Origin of the sequence: Microbacterium telephonicum (genome assembly GCF_003651225.1) — a bacterium.
Lineage (GTDB): Bacteria > Actinomycetota > Actinomycetes > Actinomycetales > Microbacteriaceae > Microbacterium > Microbacterium telephonicum.
This window is the reverse complement of the sequence record NZ_RCDB01000002.1, coordinates 110,757-128,500: the sequence shown is the minus strand read 5'-3', so window position 1 is coordinate 128,500 and position 17,744 is coordinate 110,757. Positions and strand designations below refer to the sequence as shown.

The following is a 17,744-nucleotide window of genomic DNA, read 5'->3' as shown; positions in this document are numbered from 1 at the left end:
CCGCCGCGGGGCGAGATGGTGCGGCGCCCGCGTCGCGCAGGGCGACTCAGGCGAGCGGTTTGAACTCCAGACCGTCGACGGTCGCCCCGGCGGCGACGGTCGCGAACGCCGTGTAGCCGTCGGCGCTCGCGCGCTCGAGCATCGGCTTCAGGTTCTTGGTGCGCTGCTCGAGGCGCACACGGGCGCCGTCGGCGATGAGAGCCGTCTTCAGCGCCACGAGCTCGGCGACGGGGACGTCCCGGTCGTGCACGAGCACGAGCGCGCGGGTCCCGGCATCCTCGGCCGCCGCGACGAGGTCGACGATGCGCTCGAAGCCGATCGAGAAGCCGACGGCCGGCACCTGCTGGCCGAGGAAGCGGCCGATCATGCCGTCGTAGCGGCCGCCGCCGCCCAGCGAGTAGTCGACGCTCGGGTGGGCGAGCTCGAAGATCGTGCCGGTGTAGTACCCCATGCCGCGCACGAGGAACGGGTCGAAGACGAGCGGGATGTCGCCGCCGCCGCGCGCCGCTGCGACCGCGTCGCCGATGCCGACGAGGTGGCCGACGAGCTCGTCGGCGATGCCGTCGGGCAGCGCCTTGCGGATCTGCGCGGCGCCGAACGGCAGGTACTCGAGCGTCTGCGGCCGGCGCAGGAACGCGCCGAACGCGGCGACCGCCGTCGGCGTGACGCCGCGCCCCTCGAGTTCGGCGACGACACCGTCGGGGCCGATCTTGTCGAGCTTGTCGATCGTGATGAGCACGCCCGGGCGTTCGTCGGCGCTGAAGCCGAAGCCGTCGAGCAGCGCGTCGAGCACGCGCCGGTCGTTGATGCGGATCGAGCCGCCCTCCAGGCCCAGCGCGTCGAGGGTGTCGAGGCTCGCGACGACGAGCTCCGCCTCGGCGCGCGCCGACGCGTCGCCGATGATGTCGATGTCGCACTGCACGAACTGGCGGTAGCGGCCCTTCTGCGGCCGCTCGGCGCGCCACACCGGGGCGATCTGGATCGAGCGGAACACCGAGGGCAGGTCGGCGCGGTGGCTCGCGTAGAACCGGGCGAGCGGCACGGTGAGGTCGTAGCGCAGCCCCAGGTCGCTGAGGCCCGCGGGCGCCTCGGCCGCCGCGCGGATCGCGTCGGCGTCGAGCCCGCGCTTGAGCACCGCGAAGGCGAGCTTCTCGTTGTCGCCGCCGATCCCGGCGTGCAGCCGGTCGTAGTCCTCGACGACGGGGGTCTCGATCTCGTCGAAGCCGTGCGCGCGGTAGCGTTCGCGGATGACGGCGAGCACGCGCTCGCGGCGGGCCTTGTCGGCGGGGAGGAAGTCGCGCATGCCGCGCGGCGGGTTCACGGTGGGCACCGGACTAGTTTTCCAGATCCGTCGCGCCGGTCTCCGCCTCGTCGGTGCGGGCCGCGTCGAGGGCCCCTCCGGCTTCGGCCTCGGCTTCGGCATCGGCGGCGGCATCGGCCTCGGTGTCACGGATGCGGTGCTCGAGCCCTCGGATCGCCCCGCGCATCGCCCGCTCCGCATCCCACCCCTGCGCCCGCGCGAGCGCGACGAGCTCCAGCATCCGCTCCCCCAGCTCAGCCTCCGACCCCGGCACGTACGCCCACTGCCCGCGAGACCTCATCTGCACGACGAGACCGTGGGGTTCCGCCGCGGTCTCGGCCACCCGATGAGGTCTCGCGGGCTCAGGCGTCAGCGCGGGCGCGGCGGCGCCGACGGATGCGGCCTTGCCGAGCAGCTTCTGGGCGAGGGCGAGGGAGGGCATGTGGGGCGAGACGCCGTCGAGCACCGAGCGTCGGTGGCGCTTCTCGGCTGCCTTCGCCGCGTTCCAGTGCACGAGCACCTCCTCGGGTGTCGTGGCGACCGCATCCGCGAAGACGTGCGGATGCCGGCGCACCATCTTCTCGACGAGCCCCGCGGCGACGTCGTCGATGTCGAACGGGTCGTCGGGGTCACCGGCGGCGATCTCGGCGTGGAACAGCACTTGCCAGAGCAGGTCGCCGAGCTCTTCGCGCAGGTCGGCGCGGGAGCCGACCTCGACTGCGTCGATGAGCTCCGCCGACTCCTCGACGAGGTACGGCACGAGCGCCTCGTGGTCGATCTGCTGCGACCACACGCAGCGCGCACGCACGGCGCGCATCGTCTCGGCCGCCTGCCGCAGCGGATCGGTCAGGGAGTCGTCGCGGTGCTCGCCGCGAGCCGCCGGTGATGCCATGCCCGCCACGATACGAGGATCCCCGACAGGACGAGGGCGATGACCGACCCGGCGAGCACGCCGAGGGTCGCCTCGTCGCGGGTCTCGGGAGCACCGTCGAAGGCGAGTTCGCTCAGCAGCAGCGAGACAGTGAACCCGATCCCGCCCAGCGCACCGGCCGCCAGCAGGTCGCCGAGCGCGAGAGTCGGCGCGGCCCCCTTCGGTCCCACGCGCTGCGAGATCCAGCCGGCGATCGTGATGCCGACGATCTTCCCGACCGGCAACGCCACGAGCACACCCCAGAACGCGGGCGACAGCTCCCCGGCACTCACCTGCGGGATCGCGACGAGGGCGGCGGAGAAGGCGAACAGCGGCAGCACGAGGCCGTTGACCCACGGCTCCAGTGCGTGGCGGGTGCGCAGCGCCGCGCTCTGCGGCATCACGAGGCCGAGCGCGACTCCCGCGATCGTGGCGTGCACCCCCGACTCGTGCACGAAGAACCACGTCGCCAGGGCCAGCGCGATCAGCAGCACCATGACGACGGAACGCCCTCGCGTGTCGAGGAAGCCCGCGAGCACCCGGAAAACGACGAGGCACACGACCGCGATCGCCAGCATCCCGATCTGCACGCCCGAGGTGAACAGCACCGCGATCAGCACGATGCCGACGATGTCGTCGAGGATCGCCAGGGCCAGTAGGAAGATACGCAGACCCGACGGCAGGCCCTTGCCGAACACGGCCAGCACGCCCAGCGCGAACGCGATGTCGGTCGCGGTGGGGATCGGCCAGCCGGCGGACGCATCGCTGCCACCCGCGAACAGCAAGAACACGCCGATCGGCACGAGCACGCCGCCCGCGGCGGCGATCGCCGGCTGCAGGGCCTTCCGTGGCGAGTTGAGCTCTCCGTTGGTCAGCTCGAACTGCAGCTCGACGGCGACGACGAAGAAGAAGATCGCCAGCAGGCCGTCTTTGACCCAGTGCCCCACCGACAGCTCGATCAGCCCTGGGATGCCGACGTAGGTGTTCTGCAGATCGAACGCGGCGGCACCCAGCGGCGAATTGGCCACGATGAGACCCAGCGCGGCGGCGGCCAGGAGGACGAAAGCGGGGAAGCGGTCGGAGCGCAGCAGCTTCATGCGTGCCTTTCGGGTACGCGAACGGGGACTTGCCGACCAGACTTCCCGGCGCACCGGTAGCCCACCCTACCGCGTGACGAAGACGTAACACCGTGGCGCTAGCGTGGAGGGATGCGTGAAATGACCCCCACCGAGGCGATCGACCTCGTCGGTCGCGGCGAGGCGGAGCAGGAGCTTCCCGAGCGGATGCGGGCCGACGTGCGCCTGCTCGGCTCGCTGCTCGGCCGCGTCCTGCGCGAGAGCGGCTCCCCCGGCCTGTACGACGACGTCGAACGGCTGCGTCAGGCGACGATCGCGGCGTACACGTTCGAGTCCGAGGAGGCGTTCGAACGCGCCGAGCAGATCGCGGAGTCGTTCTCCGTGCAGCGCGCCGACGAGGTCGCCCGCGCCTTCACCGTCTACTTCCACCTCGTGAACCTCGCGGAGGAGTACCAGCGCGTGCGCGTGCTGCGCGAGCGCGACGGCCGCCCCGAGAAGGAGGACGTCACCGACTCGGTGGCCGCCGCCTTCGTGCGCCTGTCCGAGGAGGTCGGCGACGACACGGCGCTGCGACGCCTGCAGGCGATGCGGTTCCACCCGGTCTTCACCGCGCACCCGACCGAGGCCCGGCGCCGCGCGGTGTCCTCCAGCATCCGGCGCCTGGCGACCCTGCTCGGCGAGCACGACCTGGCCCTGCGCGGCGGCGCCGACGAGCGCCGCGCCGAGCGTCGCATGATCGAGGAGATCGACACGCTGTGGCGCACGGCTCCGCTGCGCGCCGAGAAGCCGACCCCCGTCGACGAGGTGCGCGCCATCATGGCCGTGTTCGACGAAACGCTCTACACCGCCGTGCCGCACGTCTACCGTCGCGTCGACGACGCCCTGCAGGGCCCCGCCGCCGGCGGTCGCGCCCCCGTCGTGAAGCCGTTCGTGCGGCTGGGCACCTGGGTCGGCGGCGACCGTGACGGCAACCCGTTCGTCACCGCGTCGATCACGAAGAAGGCCGCCGCGATCGGCGCCGAGCACATCCTGCTCGGCCTCGAGCACTCCACCGAGCGCATCGCCCGCGGTCTCACCCTCTCGGCCGAAACCACCCCGCCCGACGACGCGGTGCGCGCGCTCATCGTGCGCCTGGCCGCCGCCGACGAGGACGGCGCCGCGGATGCCGCCAAGCGCGCCTCGGGCGAACCCCACAAGCACGCGCTGCTGCTGATCGCCCGACGCGTGACCGCGACGCGCAAGCGCGACGCCGACCTCGCCTACCTCGACCCCGAGCACCTGCTCGCCGACCTGCGGACGGTGCAGACCTCGCTCGCCGCCGCCGGAGCGGGCCGTCAGGCGTACGGTCACCTGCAGCAGCTGGTCTGGCAGGTGGAGACCTTCGGCTTCCACCTGGCCGAACTCGAGGTGCGCCAGCACTCCGCGGTGCACGCGAAGGTGCTCGCCGAGATCGAATCGGGTGAGGCGCTCAGCGCGCAGGCCGAGGAGGTGCTGGAGGTCTTCCGCACGATCGCGCAGATCCAGAAGCGCTACGGCCCCCGCGCCGCGGGACGCTACATCGTCTCGTTCACGCAGTCCGCGACCGACCTCGCCAACGTGCACACCCTCGCCCGCCACGCCGTCGGCGCGACCGGCGCCCTCCCCGTGCTCGACGTCATCCCGCTGTTCGAGACGTTCGCCGACCTGCAGGCCGCCCCCGGCATCATGGCCGAGATCGTCGAGCACCCGGCCTTCGCCGCGCGTCTGGCCGAGACCGACCGTCGCCTGGAGGTCATGCTCGGCTACTCCGATTCGTCGAAGGACGTCGGCCCCGTCGCCGCCAACCTCGCCCTCTACGAGGCGCAGGCCCTCATCGCGGCGTGGGCGAAGGAATCCGGCATCGAGCTGACCCTGTTCCACGGCCGCGGCGGCGCCCTCGGGCGCGGCGGCGGTCCCGCCAACTCGGCGATCCTCGCGCAGCCGCCGCACTCCGTCGACGGCCGCTTCAAGCTCACCGAGCAAGGCGAGGTCATCTTCGCGCGCTACGGCGATCCCGCCATCGCGATGCGGCACATCGACCAGGTCGCCGCCGCCGTGCTGCTGGCATCGGCCCCGTCGATCGAGCGCCGCAACAGCGAGGCCGCCGACCGGTTCGCCCCGGTCGCCGCCACCATGGACGCCGCGAGCCGCGAGCGGTTCTTCTCGCTCGTGAAGGCGCCCGGCTTCGCCGCCTGGTTCGCCACGGTCACCCCGATGGAGGAGATCGGTCTGCTCGCCCTCGGCTCGCGGCCGGCGCGCCGCGGACTGTCGGTCGAGTCGCTCGAAGACCTGCGCGCCATCCCGTGGGTGTTCGCGTGGTCGCAGGCGCGCATCAACCTGGCCGGTTGGTTCGGCCTGGGGAGCGCGCTGCAGGCCGTCGGCGACCTGGAGCTGCTGCGCAGCGCCTACGAGCAGTGGCCGCTGCTGCGCACCGTGATCGACAACGTCGGCATGAGCCTGGCCAAGGCCGACCCCCGCATCGCGACGCGCTACCTGTCCCTCGGCGACCGCGACGATCTCGCGACGCTCGTGATGGACGAGCTCATGCTCACGCGCGAGTGGGTCGTGAAGATCGCCGGCGGCGAGGAGCTGCTGGCGAACAAGCCCGTCCTCCAGCGCGCCGTGAAGATGCGCGACCCCTACGTCGACGCCCTCTCACTCCTGCAGCTTCGGGCGCTGCGCGCGCTGCGCACCGCCGAGGACGGCCAGGACGTGTCGGGCTGGCAGCGCCTGCTGCTGCTGAGCGTCTCGGGCGTCGCGGCCGGCCTGCAGAACACCGGCTGACCCGCATCCGCCCCGTTCCCGGCCGCCGCCCGACCTTCAGTCGAGGCGGCGGTCGTGCATGTGGCGGGCGAGCGAGGCGGTGTAGCGCTCGGTCAGCTGCACCATGAGGTCGGGGGTGTCGCGGTCGAGACCGAACACGTACCCGGGGAAGTCGAGCTCCTGCTGCAGCTCCCAGATGCGCTCGTGCCGGTCGGGCGAGAGGATCTCGGCGGGGTCGCCCACCGCGACCCAGCCGATCGGCACGACGGAACGCTCCGGCAGCACGGTCCGCAGGTGCACGACGGCGTTGATGCGCACCTCGCTGTGCGCGCCGATGCGGGCGCCGTTGAAGATGCGGGTGCCGGTCGCGAGGAACACCTCGTCGGCGATCGTCGCGCCCGACACCGAGGCCATCGGCCCGACGAGCACGTGCGATCCGACGTGCACGGGATGCACCGCGCTCCCCCGGATCAGCGCGTTCTCCATGACGACGACGTTCTCGCCGAGGACGATCGGGCCGCCCTCCGCGGTGATCACGGCGCCGTGCAGCACCTGACAGCCGGGGCCGATGACGACGTCGCCCGAGATGACGGCCGTCGGGGCGATGACCGCCTCGGGATGGATGCGGGGCGATACCCCGAGGTGCTCGAACTGCATGCGGACCTCCTGCCGCCACGATAGTTCCGTGGGTGCGGCGCCGTCGAGGTCGCGGGGCCCGGGTTAGCATGGTCCCCCGTGACCGACGCCCCCGCACCTGCCGCGCCCGCAGACCACGCAGCCACAAAGGTGTCGCCCCTCACCCTGTCGACGTTCGTCGTCGGGTCGATGGTGGGCGCCGGCGTGTTCTCGCTGCCGGGCACATTCGCCGAACAGACCGGTGTGTTCGGATCCGCCATCGCGTGGCTCGTCGCCGGTACCGGGATGCTGATGCTCGCGCTCGTGTTCCATCAGCTCGCGCGGCGGCGGCCGACGCTCGACGCCGGCGTGTACTCGTACGCGCGCGCCGGATTCGGACGCTACCTCGGATTCCTCTCGGCGTTCGGCTACTGGGCGAGCGCGTGCGCGGGCAACGTCTTCTACTGGGTGTTCATCATGTCGACCATCGGCGCCGTCGTGCCGGTGCTCGGCGAGGGGAACACACCGCTGGCCGTGGCGATCTCGTCGGTGGGTCTGTGGGTGTTCTTCCTGCTGATCCGTCGCGGCACGCGCGAGGCCGCCGCCGTGAACCGCATCGTGAGCGTCGCGAAGGTGCTGCCGATCGTCGTGTTCGTCGCGCTGTGCCTGTTCGCCTTCGACCCGGCCGTCTTCGCCGCGAACCTGTCGGGCGGCACGGACCTGCCGCTGTTCGAGCAGGTACGCGGCACCCTGCTGCTGACGGTGTTCGCCTTCATCGGTGTGGAGGGTGCCAGCGCTTACTCCCGTCACGCGCGCCGCCGCAAGGACGTCGGACGGGCGACCGTGCTCGGCTTCCTCAGTGTGCTCGCGATCTTCCTCTCGGTCACGATCGTCTCGTTCGGCATCCTGCCCCGCGAGCAGATCGCCCAGCTGCAGCAGCCCTCGATGGCGGGCGTGCTCGAGGCGGTCGTCGGTCCCTGGGGCGCCGCATTCATCGGCGTCGCGCTGATCGTCGCCGTACTCGGCGCGTACCTTTCGTGGACGCTCATGGCCGCCGAGGTGCTGCTGGTCGCCGCACGCGACGGCGACCTGCCGCGCGTGTTCGCCCGCACCAACGACAAGGACGTCCCGGTCGGGGCGCTCCTCATGTCGACCATGCTCGTGCAGGTGCTGCTGGTGGTCGTGCTGTTCTCGTCGAACGCGTTCGACGTCGCCCTCAACCTCACGAGCGCGCTCGCGCTGATCCCCTACTTCCTCACGGCGGCGTTCGGCCTGCGCGTCGCGTTCGCCGACCGGCGCACCCCCGGCGCCGTGACCCTGTGGATCGTCGCGGTGATCGCGACCGTGTACACCGGCTTCCTGCTGTACGCCGCCGGCGGCGAGTACGTGCTGCTGGCGCTGCTGATCCTCGTCCCCGGCACCGCGCTGTTCGCCTTCGCACGCCGCGCGCGGGGCGAGCGGGTCTTCGCGCCGTGGGAGTGGGTGCTCTTCGTCGCCGCGCTGGCCGGCGCGGTCGTCACGATCGTGCTGATCGCGAACGGCACGATCAGCGTCTGAGACCGCGGCGGCCGGCGCGCACGCTGCCGGATCAGGTCGCCGGAGCGGCGGTGGCGGGCTCGGGCGCGGGCAGCGGGAAGATCTGGTCGAGCAGCTGCGCCGTCCACGCCATGAGGTCGGCATCCGCGAGCGGTTCGCCACCGGCGCTCGGCAGCGGCACGATCATCGCGTCGCCCCCGGCGAGCACCTTCGCCTTCGGGTGCAGGCGCTGCAGGCGCACTCGCAGCGAGTCGGGCAGGTGCGCCGGGGCGATCCGCAGGTTCGGGCCCATCGCGACCACGTCCGACAGTTGCGAGCGGGCCGCCCGACGGCGCAGTCGTGCGATCGCGAACAGGCCCTCCACTTCGCGGGGCGGCTCGCCGTAGCGGTCGCGCAGCTCATCGATGACGAGATCGATCGCGTCGTCCTTCGCCGTGACGGATGCCGCCGCCGACAGCTTCTGGTACGCCTCCAGACGCAGACGTTCGGCGTCGATGTACGACTCCGGGATGCGCGCATCGACGGGCAGCTCCAGGCGCAGCTCGGTCGGCCCTTCGGTGTCCTCGCCGCGGAACGTCGCGACGGCCTCCCCGATCATCCGCAGGTACAGGTCGAAGCCGACGCCCGCGATGTGGCCGGCCTGCTCAGCGCCCAGCAGGTTGCCGGCGCCGCGGATCTCGAGGTCCTTCAGCGCCACCTGCATCCCCGAGCCGAGATCGTTGTTCACCGCGATCGTCTCGAGGCGGTCGGCGGCGGTCTCGCTGAGCGGCTTGAGCTCGTCGTAGAGGAAGTACGCGTACGCGCGCTCGCGGCCGCGGCCCACGCGACCGCGCAGCTGGTGCAGCTGGCTCAGACCGTACTTGTCGGCGCGGTCGATGATGATCGTGTTCGCGTTGGAGATGTCCAGGCCCGTCTCGATGATCGTCGTCGAGACGAGTACGTCGGCCTTGCGCTCCCAGAAGTCGTCGACGACCTGCTCCAGGGCGTGCTCGCCCATCTGTCCATGGGCGACGACGATGCGCGCCTCGGGGACGAGTTCGGCCAGCTGCGCGGCGACGCGCTGGATCGACTGCACCCGGTTGTGCACGTAGAACACCTGGCCCTCGCGCAGCATCTCGCGGCGGATCGCCGCGGCGATCTGCTTGTCGCTGCGCGGGCCGACGTAGGACAGGATCGGATGCCGGTCCTCGGGCGGGGTGGCCAGCGTCGACATCTCCCGGATGCCGGTGACGGCCATCTCGAGTGTGCGCGGGATGGGCGTGGCGCTCATGGCGAGGATGTCGACGTTCGTCTTCAGCTTCTTCAGCGCGTCTTTGTGCTCGACGCCGAACCGCTGCTCCTCGTCGATGATCATCAGCCCGAGGTCTTTGAAGAGCACCTTCTCGGTGAGGATGCGGTGCGTGCCGATGACCATGTCGACGGTGCCGTCGGTGATCCCGGCGAGCGTGTCGCGCGCCTCCTTGTCGGACTGGAACCGCGACAGCGGACGCACCTTCACCGGGAACCCGGCGAAGCGCTCCTGGAACGTCTCGAGGTGCTGCTTCACGAGCAGCGTCGTCGGCACGAGCATCGCGACCTGCTTGCCGTCCTGGATCGCCTTGAACGCGGCGCGCACCGCCACCTCGGTCTTGCCGAAGCCGACGTCGCCCGACAGCAGGCGGTCCATGGGGATCGGCCGTTCCATGTCGGCCTTGATCTCGTCGATCGTCTGCAGCTGATCGGCGGTCTCGGCGAACGGGAACGCCTCCTCCAGCTCGCGCTGCCAGGGCGTGTCGGGACCGAACGCGTGGCCCTTCGCGGCCATGCGGGCGGAGTAGAGCTTCACGAGCTCGACGGCGATGTCGCGCACCGCCTTGCGCGCCTTGCCCTTCGCGGCGGCCCAATCGCTGCCGCCCATCTTCGACAGGGCGGGCGCCTCGCCGCCGACGTACTTCGACAGCAGATCGAGCTGGTCGGTGGGTACGAACAGCTTGTCGCCGGGGTGACCGCGCTTGGACGGCGCGTACTCGAGCACGAGGTACTCGCGGGTGCTCTTGACGGCGTTGCGACCGCCCGAGGACACCTCCCGCTGCACGAGCTCGACGAACCGGCCGATGCCGTGCGTCGAGTGGACGACATGGTCGCCGGCCTTGAGCTGCAGCGGGTCGACGACGTTGCGGCGGCGCGAGGCGAGCTTCTTCACGACACGCGAGTCGCCGCCGATCGTGCGCCCGTAGAACTCGCTCTCGGTGAAGACGGCGAGCTTGGCCTCGGCGGACTGGAAGCCGGCCTCCAGCCGCGCGACGACGGCGACGGCGACGCCCGGCTCGGGCGGGGTCATGAGGCCCTCGTCGGTGCGGGCTGCGAGCCCGCGTTCGGCGAGCACGTCGCGGGCACGGTCGACCAGTCCCGACCCCGATGCCGCGACCACGACGCGCCAGCCGTCGGCCAGCAGCGCGCCGATGTGGGCGGTCGCACCGTCGACGTTCCCCTGGAACGACGGCACGGCGCTGCCCGGCATGCGCCGGGCGCCGTAGGCCGCCTCGACCAGACCCTCGGCTTCGGCATCCGCCGCGCCCGAGTCGAAGCCGCTGAGCGTCCACCACACCCCGCCACGGTCCTGGACGGCCTCGCGCAGCTGCGGGAGGCTGAGGAAGTCGCCGGATCCGAGGTCGACGGGCGTGTCGGCACCGGCGGTCGCCGCACTCCACGCCGCCTGCAGGAATTCGCGGTTGGTCTCGCCGAGCGTGATCGCGCGAGTGACCGAACGCTCCGGGTCGACGACGGCGGTCGCGGTACCGGCGGGCAGGTAGTCCACGAGCGGGACGACCGTCGTGAGCGCGGGCAGCAGCGACTCCATCCCCTCGACGGGGATGCCTTCGCTCATCTTCTCGAGCATCCCCGCGAGGCCCGGGAAGCGGTCGTGCAGGCCGGCGGCGCGCTCCCGCACCTCGGGGGTGAGCAGCAGCTCGCGCGCCGGGATGAGGGTGACTCCCGCGACCTCACCGGGCAGCGACCGCTGGTCGGCGACCGAGAAGGCGCGCAGCTGGTCGACCTCGTCGCCGAAGAACTCGACGCGCACCGGGTGGTCGGCGGTGGGTGGGAAGACGTCGAGGATGCCGCCGCGCACCGCGAACTCGCCGCGACGCGACACCATGTCGACCCGGTGGTAGGCGAGGTCGATCAGTCGCCGCACGACGTCGTCGAGGTCGAGACCGCGGGCGCCCGCCGCCAGCTCGACGGCGCCGGCATCGGTGAGACCGTCGGCGACGGGCTGCAGCGCGCTGCGCACCGACGCGGTGACCACGAGCGGCGCCGTGCCGTCCCACGCGGCGATCGTGCGGAGCACGTCGAGGCGGCGGCCCACCGTCTCGGCCGACGGGCTGAGTCGTTCGTGAGGGAGGGTCTCCCACGCCGGGAAGTGGAGCACGCGCACGCCGGGCATCAGGCTCTCCAGCGCGGCACCGAGCGCTTCGGCGCGGCGCCCGGTGGGGGCGATGGCCAGCAAGGACGAGGGTTTGCCTGCGGTGCGGCGCCGTTCGAGCAGTGCCGCCAGCAGCGGGGCGTCGAGCCCCGTGACGGCGGAGAAGTCGGCGTCGACGACGGCGGCATCCAGGACGCCCGCCACCTCGTCAGCCTGTTCGAGGGCGCGCACGATCCCGGGAACTGTCACCGGACAAGTCTAGGACCGGCCGGGGACACCGGTCGCGGACGGACCGCCGCCTAGGATGACGACGTGAGCGACCAGACTCCCCCACCCGTCCCGCCGGTCCCCGCCGCCGTGCCGCCGCAGCAGGTGGCTCCTTCGGGACCGGGCGCGGTCGCCCCCGCGCCGGCGTCTCCCGCCTTCACCGCGCCCACCGGCTACCTCCCTCCGTCGGGCGTGCTCCCGGCGGCGGGGTTCGGGCAGCCGGCGCCCGCGGCGCGACGCGCGACGCTGGGTGTCGTGGCGTTCGCGATGGCGGCACTGGCGACCGTCGGGGCCACGGTGATCGGCGCGATCGCCGGCTTCCGCATCCGCGCCGGAGCCGACCTCGATCCTCTGCTGACCGGCACCGGCGACCTCGCCGCGCTGAGCCCCGTGCGCGCCTGGGTGCTTACCGGCGAACTCGCCTTCTGGATCGGGACGGTGCTCGGCGTGCTCGGCCTGATCCTCGGCGTCGTCGCGATCGCGACCCGCCGCGGCATGGGCTGGGGAATCGGCGCCGTCGTCGCCTCGGCGCTCGGCCCCGTGCTGTTCTTCGCGCTGCTCACGGTCGCTCTCTCCGCCGCGGCATAGCCCGCCGGGGCGGGGGCCGGTGGGCCGTTGGTGGGGCGGCGGTGGTGCGTCCGCAGCGCTTGCCCGCACGGGGGATGTCACACAAACGGTCGCCGGCAGCACCCGCACCGCACCATTCGCGTGACACGCAGCCGGCCGCTGTCACATGAACGGTCGCCCACAGCACCCGCACCGCACCATTCGCGTGACACGCCAATCGGGCGGATGTCGCGAGCTGCTGCACACGCACTCCCGCCCGCGCGGGCGACCCCGGCGTCAGGCGCGGGGGGCGTGGTGCTTCTGCTGGGCGGCGAGCAGGCCGTCCTCGACGAGCAGCTCCACGGCGTCGGCGGCGTCGCCGATCAGCAGCGGCAGCTGGGTGCGTTCGGCGGATCCGAACGGGTCGAGCACCCAGTCGGCGGGGTCCTGACGGCCCGGCGGACGGCCGACGCCGACCCGCACGCGCGGGAACTCCGGCGTGCCGAGAGCCTTCGCGACGTCGCGCACGCCGTTGTGGCCGCCGTGGCCGCCACCGGTCTTGAGCTTGATGGTGTCGAACGGGATGTCGAGCTCGTCGTGCACGACGACGACCCGCTCGGCGGGCACGTCGTAGAACTTCGCGAGGCTCGAGACCGGCCCGCCCGACACGTTCATGAACGAGTTCGGCTTGGCGAGCACGAGCTTCGCGGCGCCGGGGCGCAGCCACGTCTCGGCGACCCGCGCGTTCGCCTTGTGCGCGCGCAGGGTCTCGCCGCGTCGCGCCGCGAGCTCGTCGATCACCATCTGCCCGATGTTGTGACGGGTCGCCTCGTAGCGCGGGCCGGGATTGCCGAGCCCCACGATGAGCCAGGTGCCTGCCATGCTGTCCTCTCTCGACGGGCCGGACGGACGGAGCCCGCCACGCCGACGTGCGGCGGTGACGGGCTCCGGAAGGGATGCGCCTTACTCGGCGGCGGCCTCTTCGGACTGCTCCTCGGCGACGGCCTCGTCGGCGGCCTCGATCTCGTCGGCCTCCGCGATGGTCGCGGCCGGGACGGCGATCGCGACGATGAGGGTCTCGCCCTCGGTCACGAGCGCGGCGCCCTTGGGCAGCTTCAGGTCGGCGGCGGTCACGTGCGTGCCGTCCTCCAGGCCCTCGACGTCGACCTCGACGTGCTGCGGGATGTGGGTGGCCTCGACCTCGAGCGACACGGTCGCGTTGTCGAGGTTGGCGATGGTGCCGGCGGCCGGCTCACCGATGACGACGACGGGGACGTCGACCTGGACCTTCTCGCCCTTCTTCACGACGAGCAGGTCGATGTGCTCGATGATCTGGTGCACCGGGTCCTTCTGCACGTCCTTGACGAGCGTGAGCTGCTGCTTGCCGTCGACCTCGAGCTCGAGCACCGCGTTGGCGCGGCGGATGAGCAGCGAGACCTGGTGGCCCGGCAGCGCGACGTGCACCGGGTCGGTGCCGTGGCCGTAGATGACGGCGGGGATCTGGCCGGCGGCGCGCAGGCGACGCGCGAAGCCCTTGCCGAAGTTCTCGCGGGTTTCGGCGATGACCTTGGTGTCGGTCTCGGTCGACATGATGTTCTCCTTCGGGCGGTGCGCCCTTGATGTGGGGTCTGTGGATTCGACTCGAACGCACGCGCGTGAGGAGGCCACGTGGACAAGCCACCGGGCTATCACCGCGTCGATCACGGATCGCGCCGGAGCGCGTCCCTCGCCGAAGTCGTCACCACTCTACCAGCGCCGCCGGTAGCATGAAGACTCCCCATCGACCCGCACCGGAGGAGACCCCATGGACTACGGCTGGATGTCGCACGCGCTGCTCTGGCTGATCGGCCTCATGTCGGTGGGTTCGGCCCTCGCCGCGTTCGGCGCGCTGTTCGCGCTGGGCCGCGAAAACTACCGCAAGGACTGAGTCAACAGTCCCGAGATCCGCGACACGACCGACTCCAGGTCGGCGTCGTTGGCGACACGGATGCCGACCTCGTCGGTCGCGAGCGGCTCGAGCGTCGCCAGCTGCGAGTCGAGCAGGCTCGCCGGCATGAAGTGGTCCCGCCGGCCCATCCGCGTGCGCAGCTGCGCCTCCGGCACGACGAGTTCGACGAACGCGACCCCCCCGACACCCGCGCGGATGCCGTCGCGGTAGACGCGGCGCAGCGCCGAGCAGGCCACGACCATCGACGTCTCCTGCGCGAGCACGGCGGCCACCGCGGCCAGCCACGGCTCGCGATCGGCATCCGTCAGAGGGTGTCCGGCCGCCATCTTGGCGACGTTGGCCCGCGGATGCAGGTCGTCGCCGTCGACGAAGCGCGACCGCATCCGGGCGGCCAGCGCGGCGCCCACGAGCGACTTGCCGGATCCGCTGGGCCCCATGACGACGATGCGCATGACGGCATCCTGTCATGGCCGGTGCGTCACACCCGGTCACGCACGCCGCGGCGAGACTAGGCTGGAGTCGACCCCTCTGCTGATCGTCAAGGAGCTCTCTGTGCCCGAAACCGCACCGGCCCAGCCCACCGCCAACATCGGAGTCGTCGGGTTGGCGGTGATGGGATCGAACCTCGCCCGCAACCTCGCCAGCCGCGAGGGCAACACGGTCGCCGTGTACAACCGGTCGCGCTCCAAGACCGACGAGCTGCTCGCCGAGCACCCCGAGGCCGAGTTCGTTCCGGGCTTCTCGTACGAGGAGTTCGCCGCGAACCTGCAGAAGCCGCGCACCGCGATCATCATGGTCAAGGCGGGCCGCCCCACGGATGCGGTCATCGAGTCGCTCATGGAGGTCTTCGAGCCCGGCGACATCATCATCGACGGCGGCAACAGCCTGTTCACCGACACCATCCGCCGCGAGAAGGCGGTGCGCGAGGCCGGGTTCAACTTCGTCGGCATGGGCGTCTCCGGCGGCGAGGAGGGCGCGCTCAACGGCCCGTCGCTCATGCCGGGCGGTCCCGACGAGGCGTGGGTCACGCTGGGCCCGATCCTCAAGAGCATCGCCGCGGTCGCGGAGGGCGAGCCGTGCGTCACGCACATCGGCCACGACGGCGCCGGGCACTTCGTGAAGATGGTGCACAACGGCATCGAGTACGCCGACATGCAGCTCATCGCCGAGGCCTACGACCTGATCCGCCGCGGCACCGGCAAGAGCCCCGCCGAGATCGCCGACATCTTCGCCGAGTGGAACCGCGGCGAGCTGGAGAGCTACCTCATCGAGATCACCGCCGAGGTGCTGCGTCAGACCGACGCCGCCACCGGCAAGCCGCTCGTGGACGTCATCCTCGACCAGGCCGGCGCCAAGGGCACCGGCGCATGGACGGTGCAGACGGCCCTCGACCTGGGTGTGCCGGTCTCCGGCATCGCCGAGGCCACTTTCGCCCGCTCGCTTTCGAGCCACCCCGAGCAGCGCGCGGTCTCGGGGGGTCTCCCCGGCCCCACCGAGGACGCGTTCACCGTCGAGGACGCCGACGCGTTCGTCGAGCAGGTGCGCCTCGCGCTGTACGCGTCGAAGATCGTCGCGTACTCGCAGGGCTTCGACGAGATCCGTGCCGGCGCCGCCCAGTACGGCTGGACGATCGACCTCGGCGCCGTCTCGAAGATCTGGCGCGGCGGCTGCATCATCCGCGCCCAGTTCCTCAACCGCATCGCCGACGCCTACGACGCCGACGCCACCCTGCCGGTGCTGCTGACCGCGCCGTACTTCGTCGAGGCCCTCGGTCGCGCGCAGGATGCCTGGCGCCACATCGTGCAGGTCTCCGCCGGCGCCGGCATCCCCGCACCCGCGTTCAGCTCGTCGCTGGCGTACTACGACGGCCTGCGCGCCGAGCGACTGCCCGCCGCCCTCATCCAGGGGCAGCGCGATTTCTTCGGCGCCCACACCTACAAGCGCATCGACAAGCCCGGCACCTTCCACACGCTGTGGTCGGGCGACCGCACCGAGATCGAGGCCGAGGACACGCACTGACCTCGCCTTCCGCACCGGCCCGTGGCCGCGTCGGGCGCATCGCGCTCGTCGCGGCCACGGTCGTCTACGCCCTGGTCCTGGCCTCGCAGACCCTCGGACCGCAGCCCGAGACGGCCGGCGGGGTGCTGAGTGCGCTGACCGACTGGTTCGCGCAGTGGCCGGCATCCGCGTGGCTGACGTATCCGGTGCTGGAGTTCACGGCGAACGTCGTACTGTTCCTGCCGGTCGGCATCCTGTGGGTGCTCTGGCGCGGCGGGCGGGGCTGGGCCTGGGCGGCGGCGATCGGCCTCGCCGTGAGCACCGCGATCGAGACGACGCAGGGTCTGCTGCTGCCGGACCGCTTCGCCGACGTGCGCGACCTCGTCTCGAACACGCTCGGCGCGCTGCTGGGCGCCGCCGTGCTCGCCGTGCTGCTGCGCCGTGCGCGCCGACGCGCGGGGTAAGGGCGGCCCGGCCTCGAGGGCGCCGACGGCGAGCGGCACTGACCGCGAGACCGCATCGGCTCGCCGAGACCGCGGGGTGACCCCCAGGTCTCGGCGAGCAGATGAGGTCTCGGCGACAGCGCGGCGCGGCGCGGCGCGGCGTCCCAGCATGGCGCCCCGCGCGGGGCTCAGCGGGTGATGTCGCGGAGCGTGCCCTTGTCCAGGCGCAGGCGGCGGCGCGCGCGGCGGGCGACGGCGGAGTCGTGGGTGACCACGACGAGCGTCAGCCCCTCCGCGTTCAGCTGCTCGAGCACCACGAGGATCTCGTCGCGCATGTGCTCGTCGAGGTTGCCGGTGGGCTCATCGGCCAGCAGCACGCGGGGCCGCTTCGCGATCGCGCGGGCGATCGCGACGCGCTGCTGCTGACCGCCCGACAGCTCCCCCGGCCGGTGGTCGGCGCGGTCGGCGAGTCCCACGCGCTCCAGCGCCTCGCCCACCCGCTGCTCCCGCTCGGCCCGGTCGAGGCCGAGCGGCTCCAGTCCCATGTCGACGTTCTCGGCCGCCGTCAGCGTCGGGATCAGGTTGAAGCCCTGGAAGACGAACCCGATCTCCCGCGCCCGTACCTGCTCGAGCTGCGCGCCGGATGCCGTCGCCAGGTCGGTCTCGCCGATCATGACGTGGCCGGCGGTCGGGGTGTCGAGTGCGCCGAGCAGCTGCAGCAGCGTCGACTTGCCGCCGCCGGTCGGGCCCTGGATCGTGACGAAGTCGCCCTGGGCGATCTCGACGTCGACGCCGGTGAGCGCCTTCACGACGCGAGCCTTCTGCTGGTAGGTCTTCACGACGCCGGCGAGCCGGTAGGCCGGACGGTCCGGCGTCGTCAGCGCGGCGGCATCCGCGGGGCTCGGGTCTGTCAGTGTCATC

At 72.0% G+C, this 17,744-nt stretch carries 15 protein-coding genes; 6 read left to right on the top strand and 9 right to left on the bottom strand.

Features of this window, described 5'->3' with window-relative positions; translation table 11 throughout:
• Positions 1-46 precede the first annotated feature (46 nt).
• Genes hisS through C7474_RS05545 form a run of 3 tightly spaced genes read right to left on the bottom strand, consistent with a single transcriptional unit; the run spans position 47 to position 3,307 of the window.
• Positions 47-1,303, bottom strand: coding sequence for a histidine--tRNA ligase (gene hisS, locus C7474_RS05555; RefSeq protein WP_241965182.1), 1,257 nt, complete (start codon positions 1,301-1,303; stop codon positions 47-49).
• A 31-nt stretch (positions 1,304-1,334) separates the two neighbouring features.
• Positions 1,335-2,192: a MazG family protein gene (locus tag C7474_RS05550; protein WP_121058004.1), complete on the bottom strand. Its 858-nt coding sequence runs from the start codon at positions 2,190-2,192 to the stop codon at positions 1,335-1,337.
• Positions 2,147-3,307, bottom strand: coding sequence for a Na+/H+ antiporter NhaA (locus C7474_RS05545; RefSeq protein ID WP_121058003.1), 1,161 nt, complete (start codon positions 3,305-3,307; stop codon positions 2,147-2,149). The genes C7474_RS05550 and C7474_RS05545 overlap by 46 nt, the downstream gene beginning before the upstream one ends.
• Positions 3,308-3,418: 111 nt before the next feature.
• Between C7474_RS05545 and C7474_RS05540 the strand changes: the two genes are divergently transcribed.
• The gene (locus C7474_RS05540; RefSeq protein WP_121058002.1) at positions 3,419-6,088 is read left to right on the top strand and encodes a phosphoenolpyruvate carboxylase; all 2,670 of its coding nucleotides are present in this window, start codon (positions 3,419-3,421) and stop codon (positions 6,086-6,088) included.
• A gap of 36 nt (positions 6,089-6,124) precedes the next feature.
• Here the strand turns inward: C7474_RS05540 and C7474_RS05535 are convergent, their stop codons facing one another.
• Entirely contained in the window at positions 6,125-6,724 is a 600-nt protein-coding gene (locus tag C7474_RS05535; RefSeq protein WP_121058001.1) for a gamma carbonic anhydrase family protein, read from the bottom strand.
• 78 nt (positions 6,725-6,802) lie between these two features.
• Between C7474_RS05535 and C7474_RS05530 the strand changes: the two genes are divergently transcribed.
• Positions 6,803-8,239: a basic amino acid/polyamine antiporter gene (locus tag C7474_RS05530; protein WP_121058000.1), complete on the top strand. Its 1,437-nt coding sequence runs from the start codon at positions 6,803-6,805 to the stop codon at positions 8,237-8,239.
• A 31-nt stretch (positions 8,240-8,270) separates the two neighbouring features.
• On the opposite strand, the gene mfd is transcribed toward C7474_RS05530, so the two are convergent.
• Entirely contained in the window at positions 8,271-11,870 is a 3,600-nt protein-coding gene (mfd, locus tag C7474_RS05525) for a transcription-repair coupling factor (RefSeq protein WP_199692380.1), read from the bottom strand.
• Positions 11,871-11,933: 63 nt separating this feature from the next.
• Between mfd and C7474_RS05520 the strand changes: the two genes are divergently transcribed.
• Positions 11,934-12,476 carry a hypothetical protein gene (locus C7474_RS05520; protein ID WP_121057999.1) on the top strand — a complete coding sequence of 181 codons (543 nt, stop codon included), beginning with the start codon at positions 11,934-11,936 and terminating at the stop codon, positions 12,474-12,476.
• A 255-nt stretch (positions 12,477-12,731) separates the two neighbouring features.
• Here the strand turns inward: C7474_RS05520 and pth are convergent, their stop codons facing one another.
• Positions 12,732-13,316 carry an aminoacyl-tRNA hydrolase gene (gene pth / locus C7474_RS05515; RefSeq protein ID WP_121057998.1) on the bottom strand — a complete coding sequence of 195 codons (585 nt, stop codon included), beginning with the start codon at positions 13,314-13,316 and terminating at the stop codon, positions 12,732-12,734.
• A gap of 81 nt (positions 13,317-13,397) precedes the next feature.
• A complete protein-coding gene (locus C7474_RS05510; protein WP_121057997.1) occupies positions 13,398-14,024 on the bottom strand; it encodes a 50S ribosomal protein L25/general stress protein Ctc in 627 nt (208 codons plus the stop codon).
• Between the two features lie 214 nt (positions 14,025-14,238).
• On the opposite strand from C7474_RS05510, the gene C7474_RS15385 reads away from it, so the two are divergent.
• Entirely contained in the window at positions 14,239-14,361 is a 123-nt protein-coding gene (locus C7474_RS15385; protein WP_277870589.1) for a hypothetical protein, read from the top strand.
• Here the strand turns inward: C7474_RS15385 and C7474_RS05505 are convergent.
• Positions 14,346-14,834, bottom strand: coding sequence for a gluconokinase (locus C7474_RS05505; RefSeq protein ID WP_241965132.1), 489 nt, complete (start codon positions 14,832-14,834; stop codon positions 14,346-14,348). The genes C7474_RS15385 and C7474_RS05505 overlap by 16 nt on opposite strands.
• 100 nt (positions 14,835-14,934) lie before the next feature.
• On the opposite strand from C7474_RS05505, the gene gndA reads away from it, so the two are divergent.
• Complete coding sequence (gene gndA, locus C7474_RS05500) at positions 14,935-16,401, top strand: NADP-dependent phosphogluconate dehydrogenase (RefSeq protein ID WP_277870588.1); 1,467 nt, start codon at positions 14,935-14,937, stop codon at positions 16,399-16,401.
• Entirely contained in the window at positions 16,356-16,844 is a 489-nt protein-coding gene (locus tag C7474_RS05495) for a VanZ family protein (protein WP_121057996.1), read from the top strand. The genes gndA and C7474_RS05495 overlap by 46 nt, the downstream gene beginning before the upstream one ends.
• A gap of 167 nt (positions 16,845-17,011) precedes the next feature.
• Here C7474_RS05495 and C7474_RS05490 read toward each other — a convergent pair whose 3' ends face one another.
• A complete protein-coding gene (locus tag C7474_RS05490; protein WP_121059245.1) occupies positions 17,012-17,743 on the bottom strand; it encodes an ABC transporter ATP-binding protein in 732 nt (243 codons plus the stop codon).
• Position 17,744 lies beyond the last annotated feature (1 nt).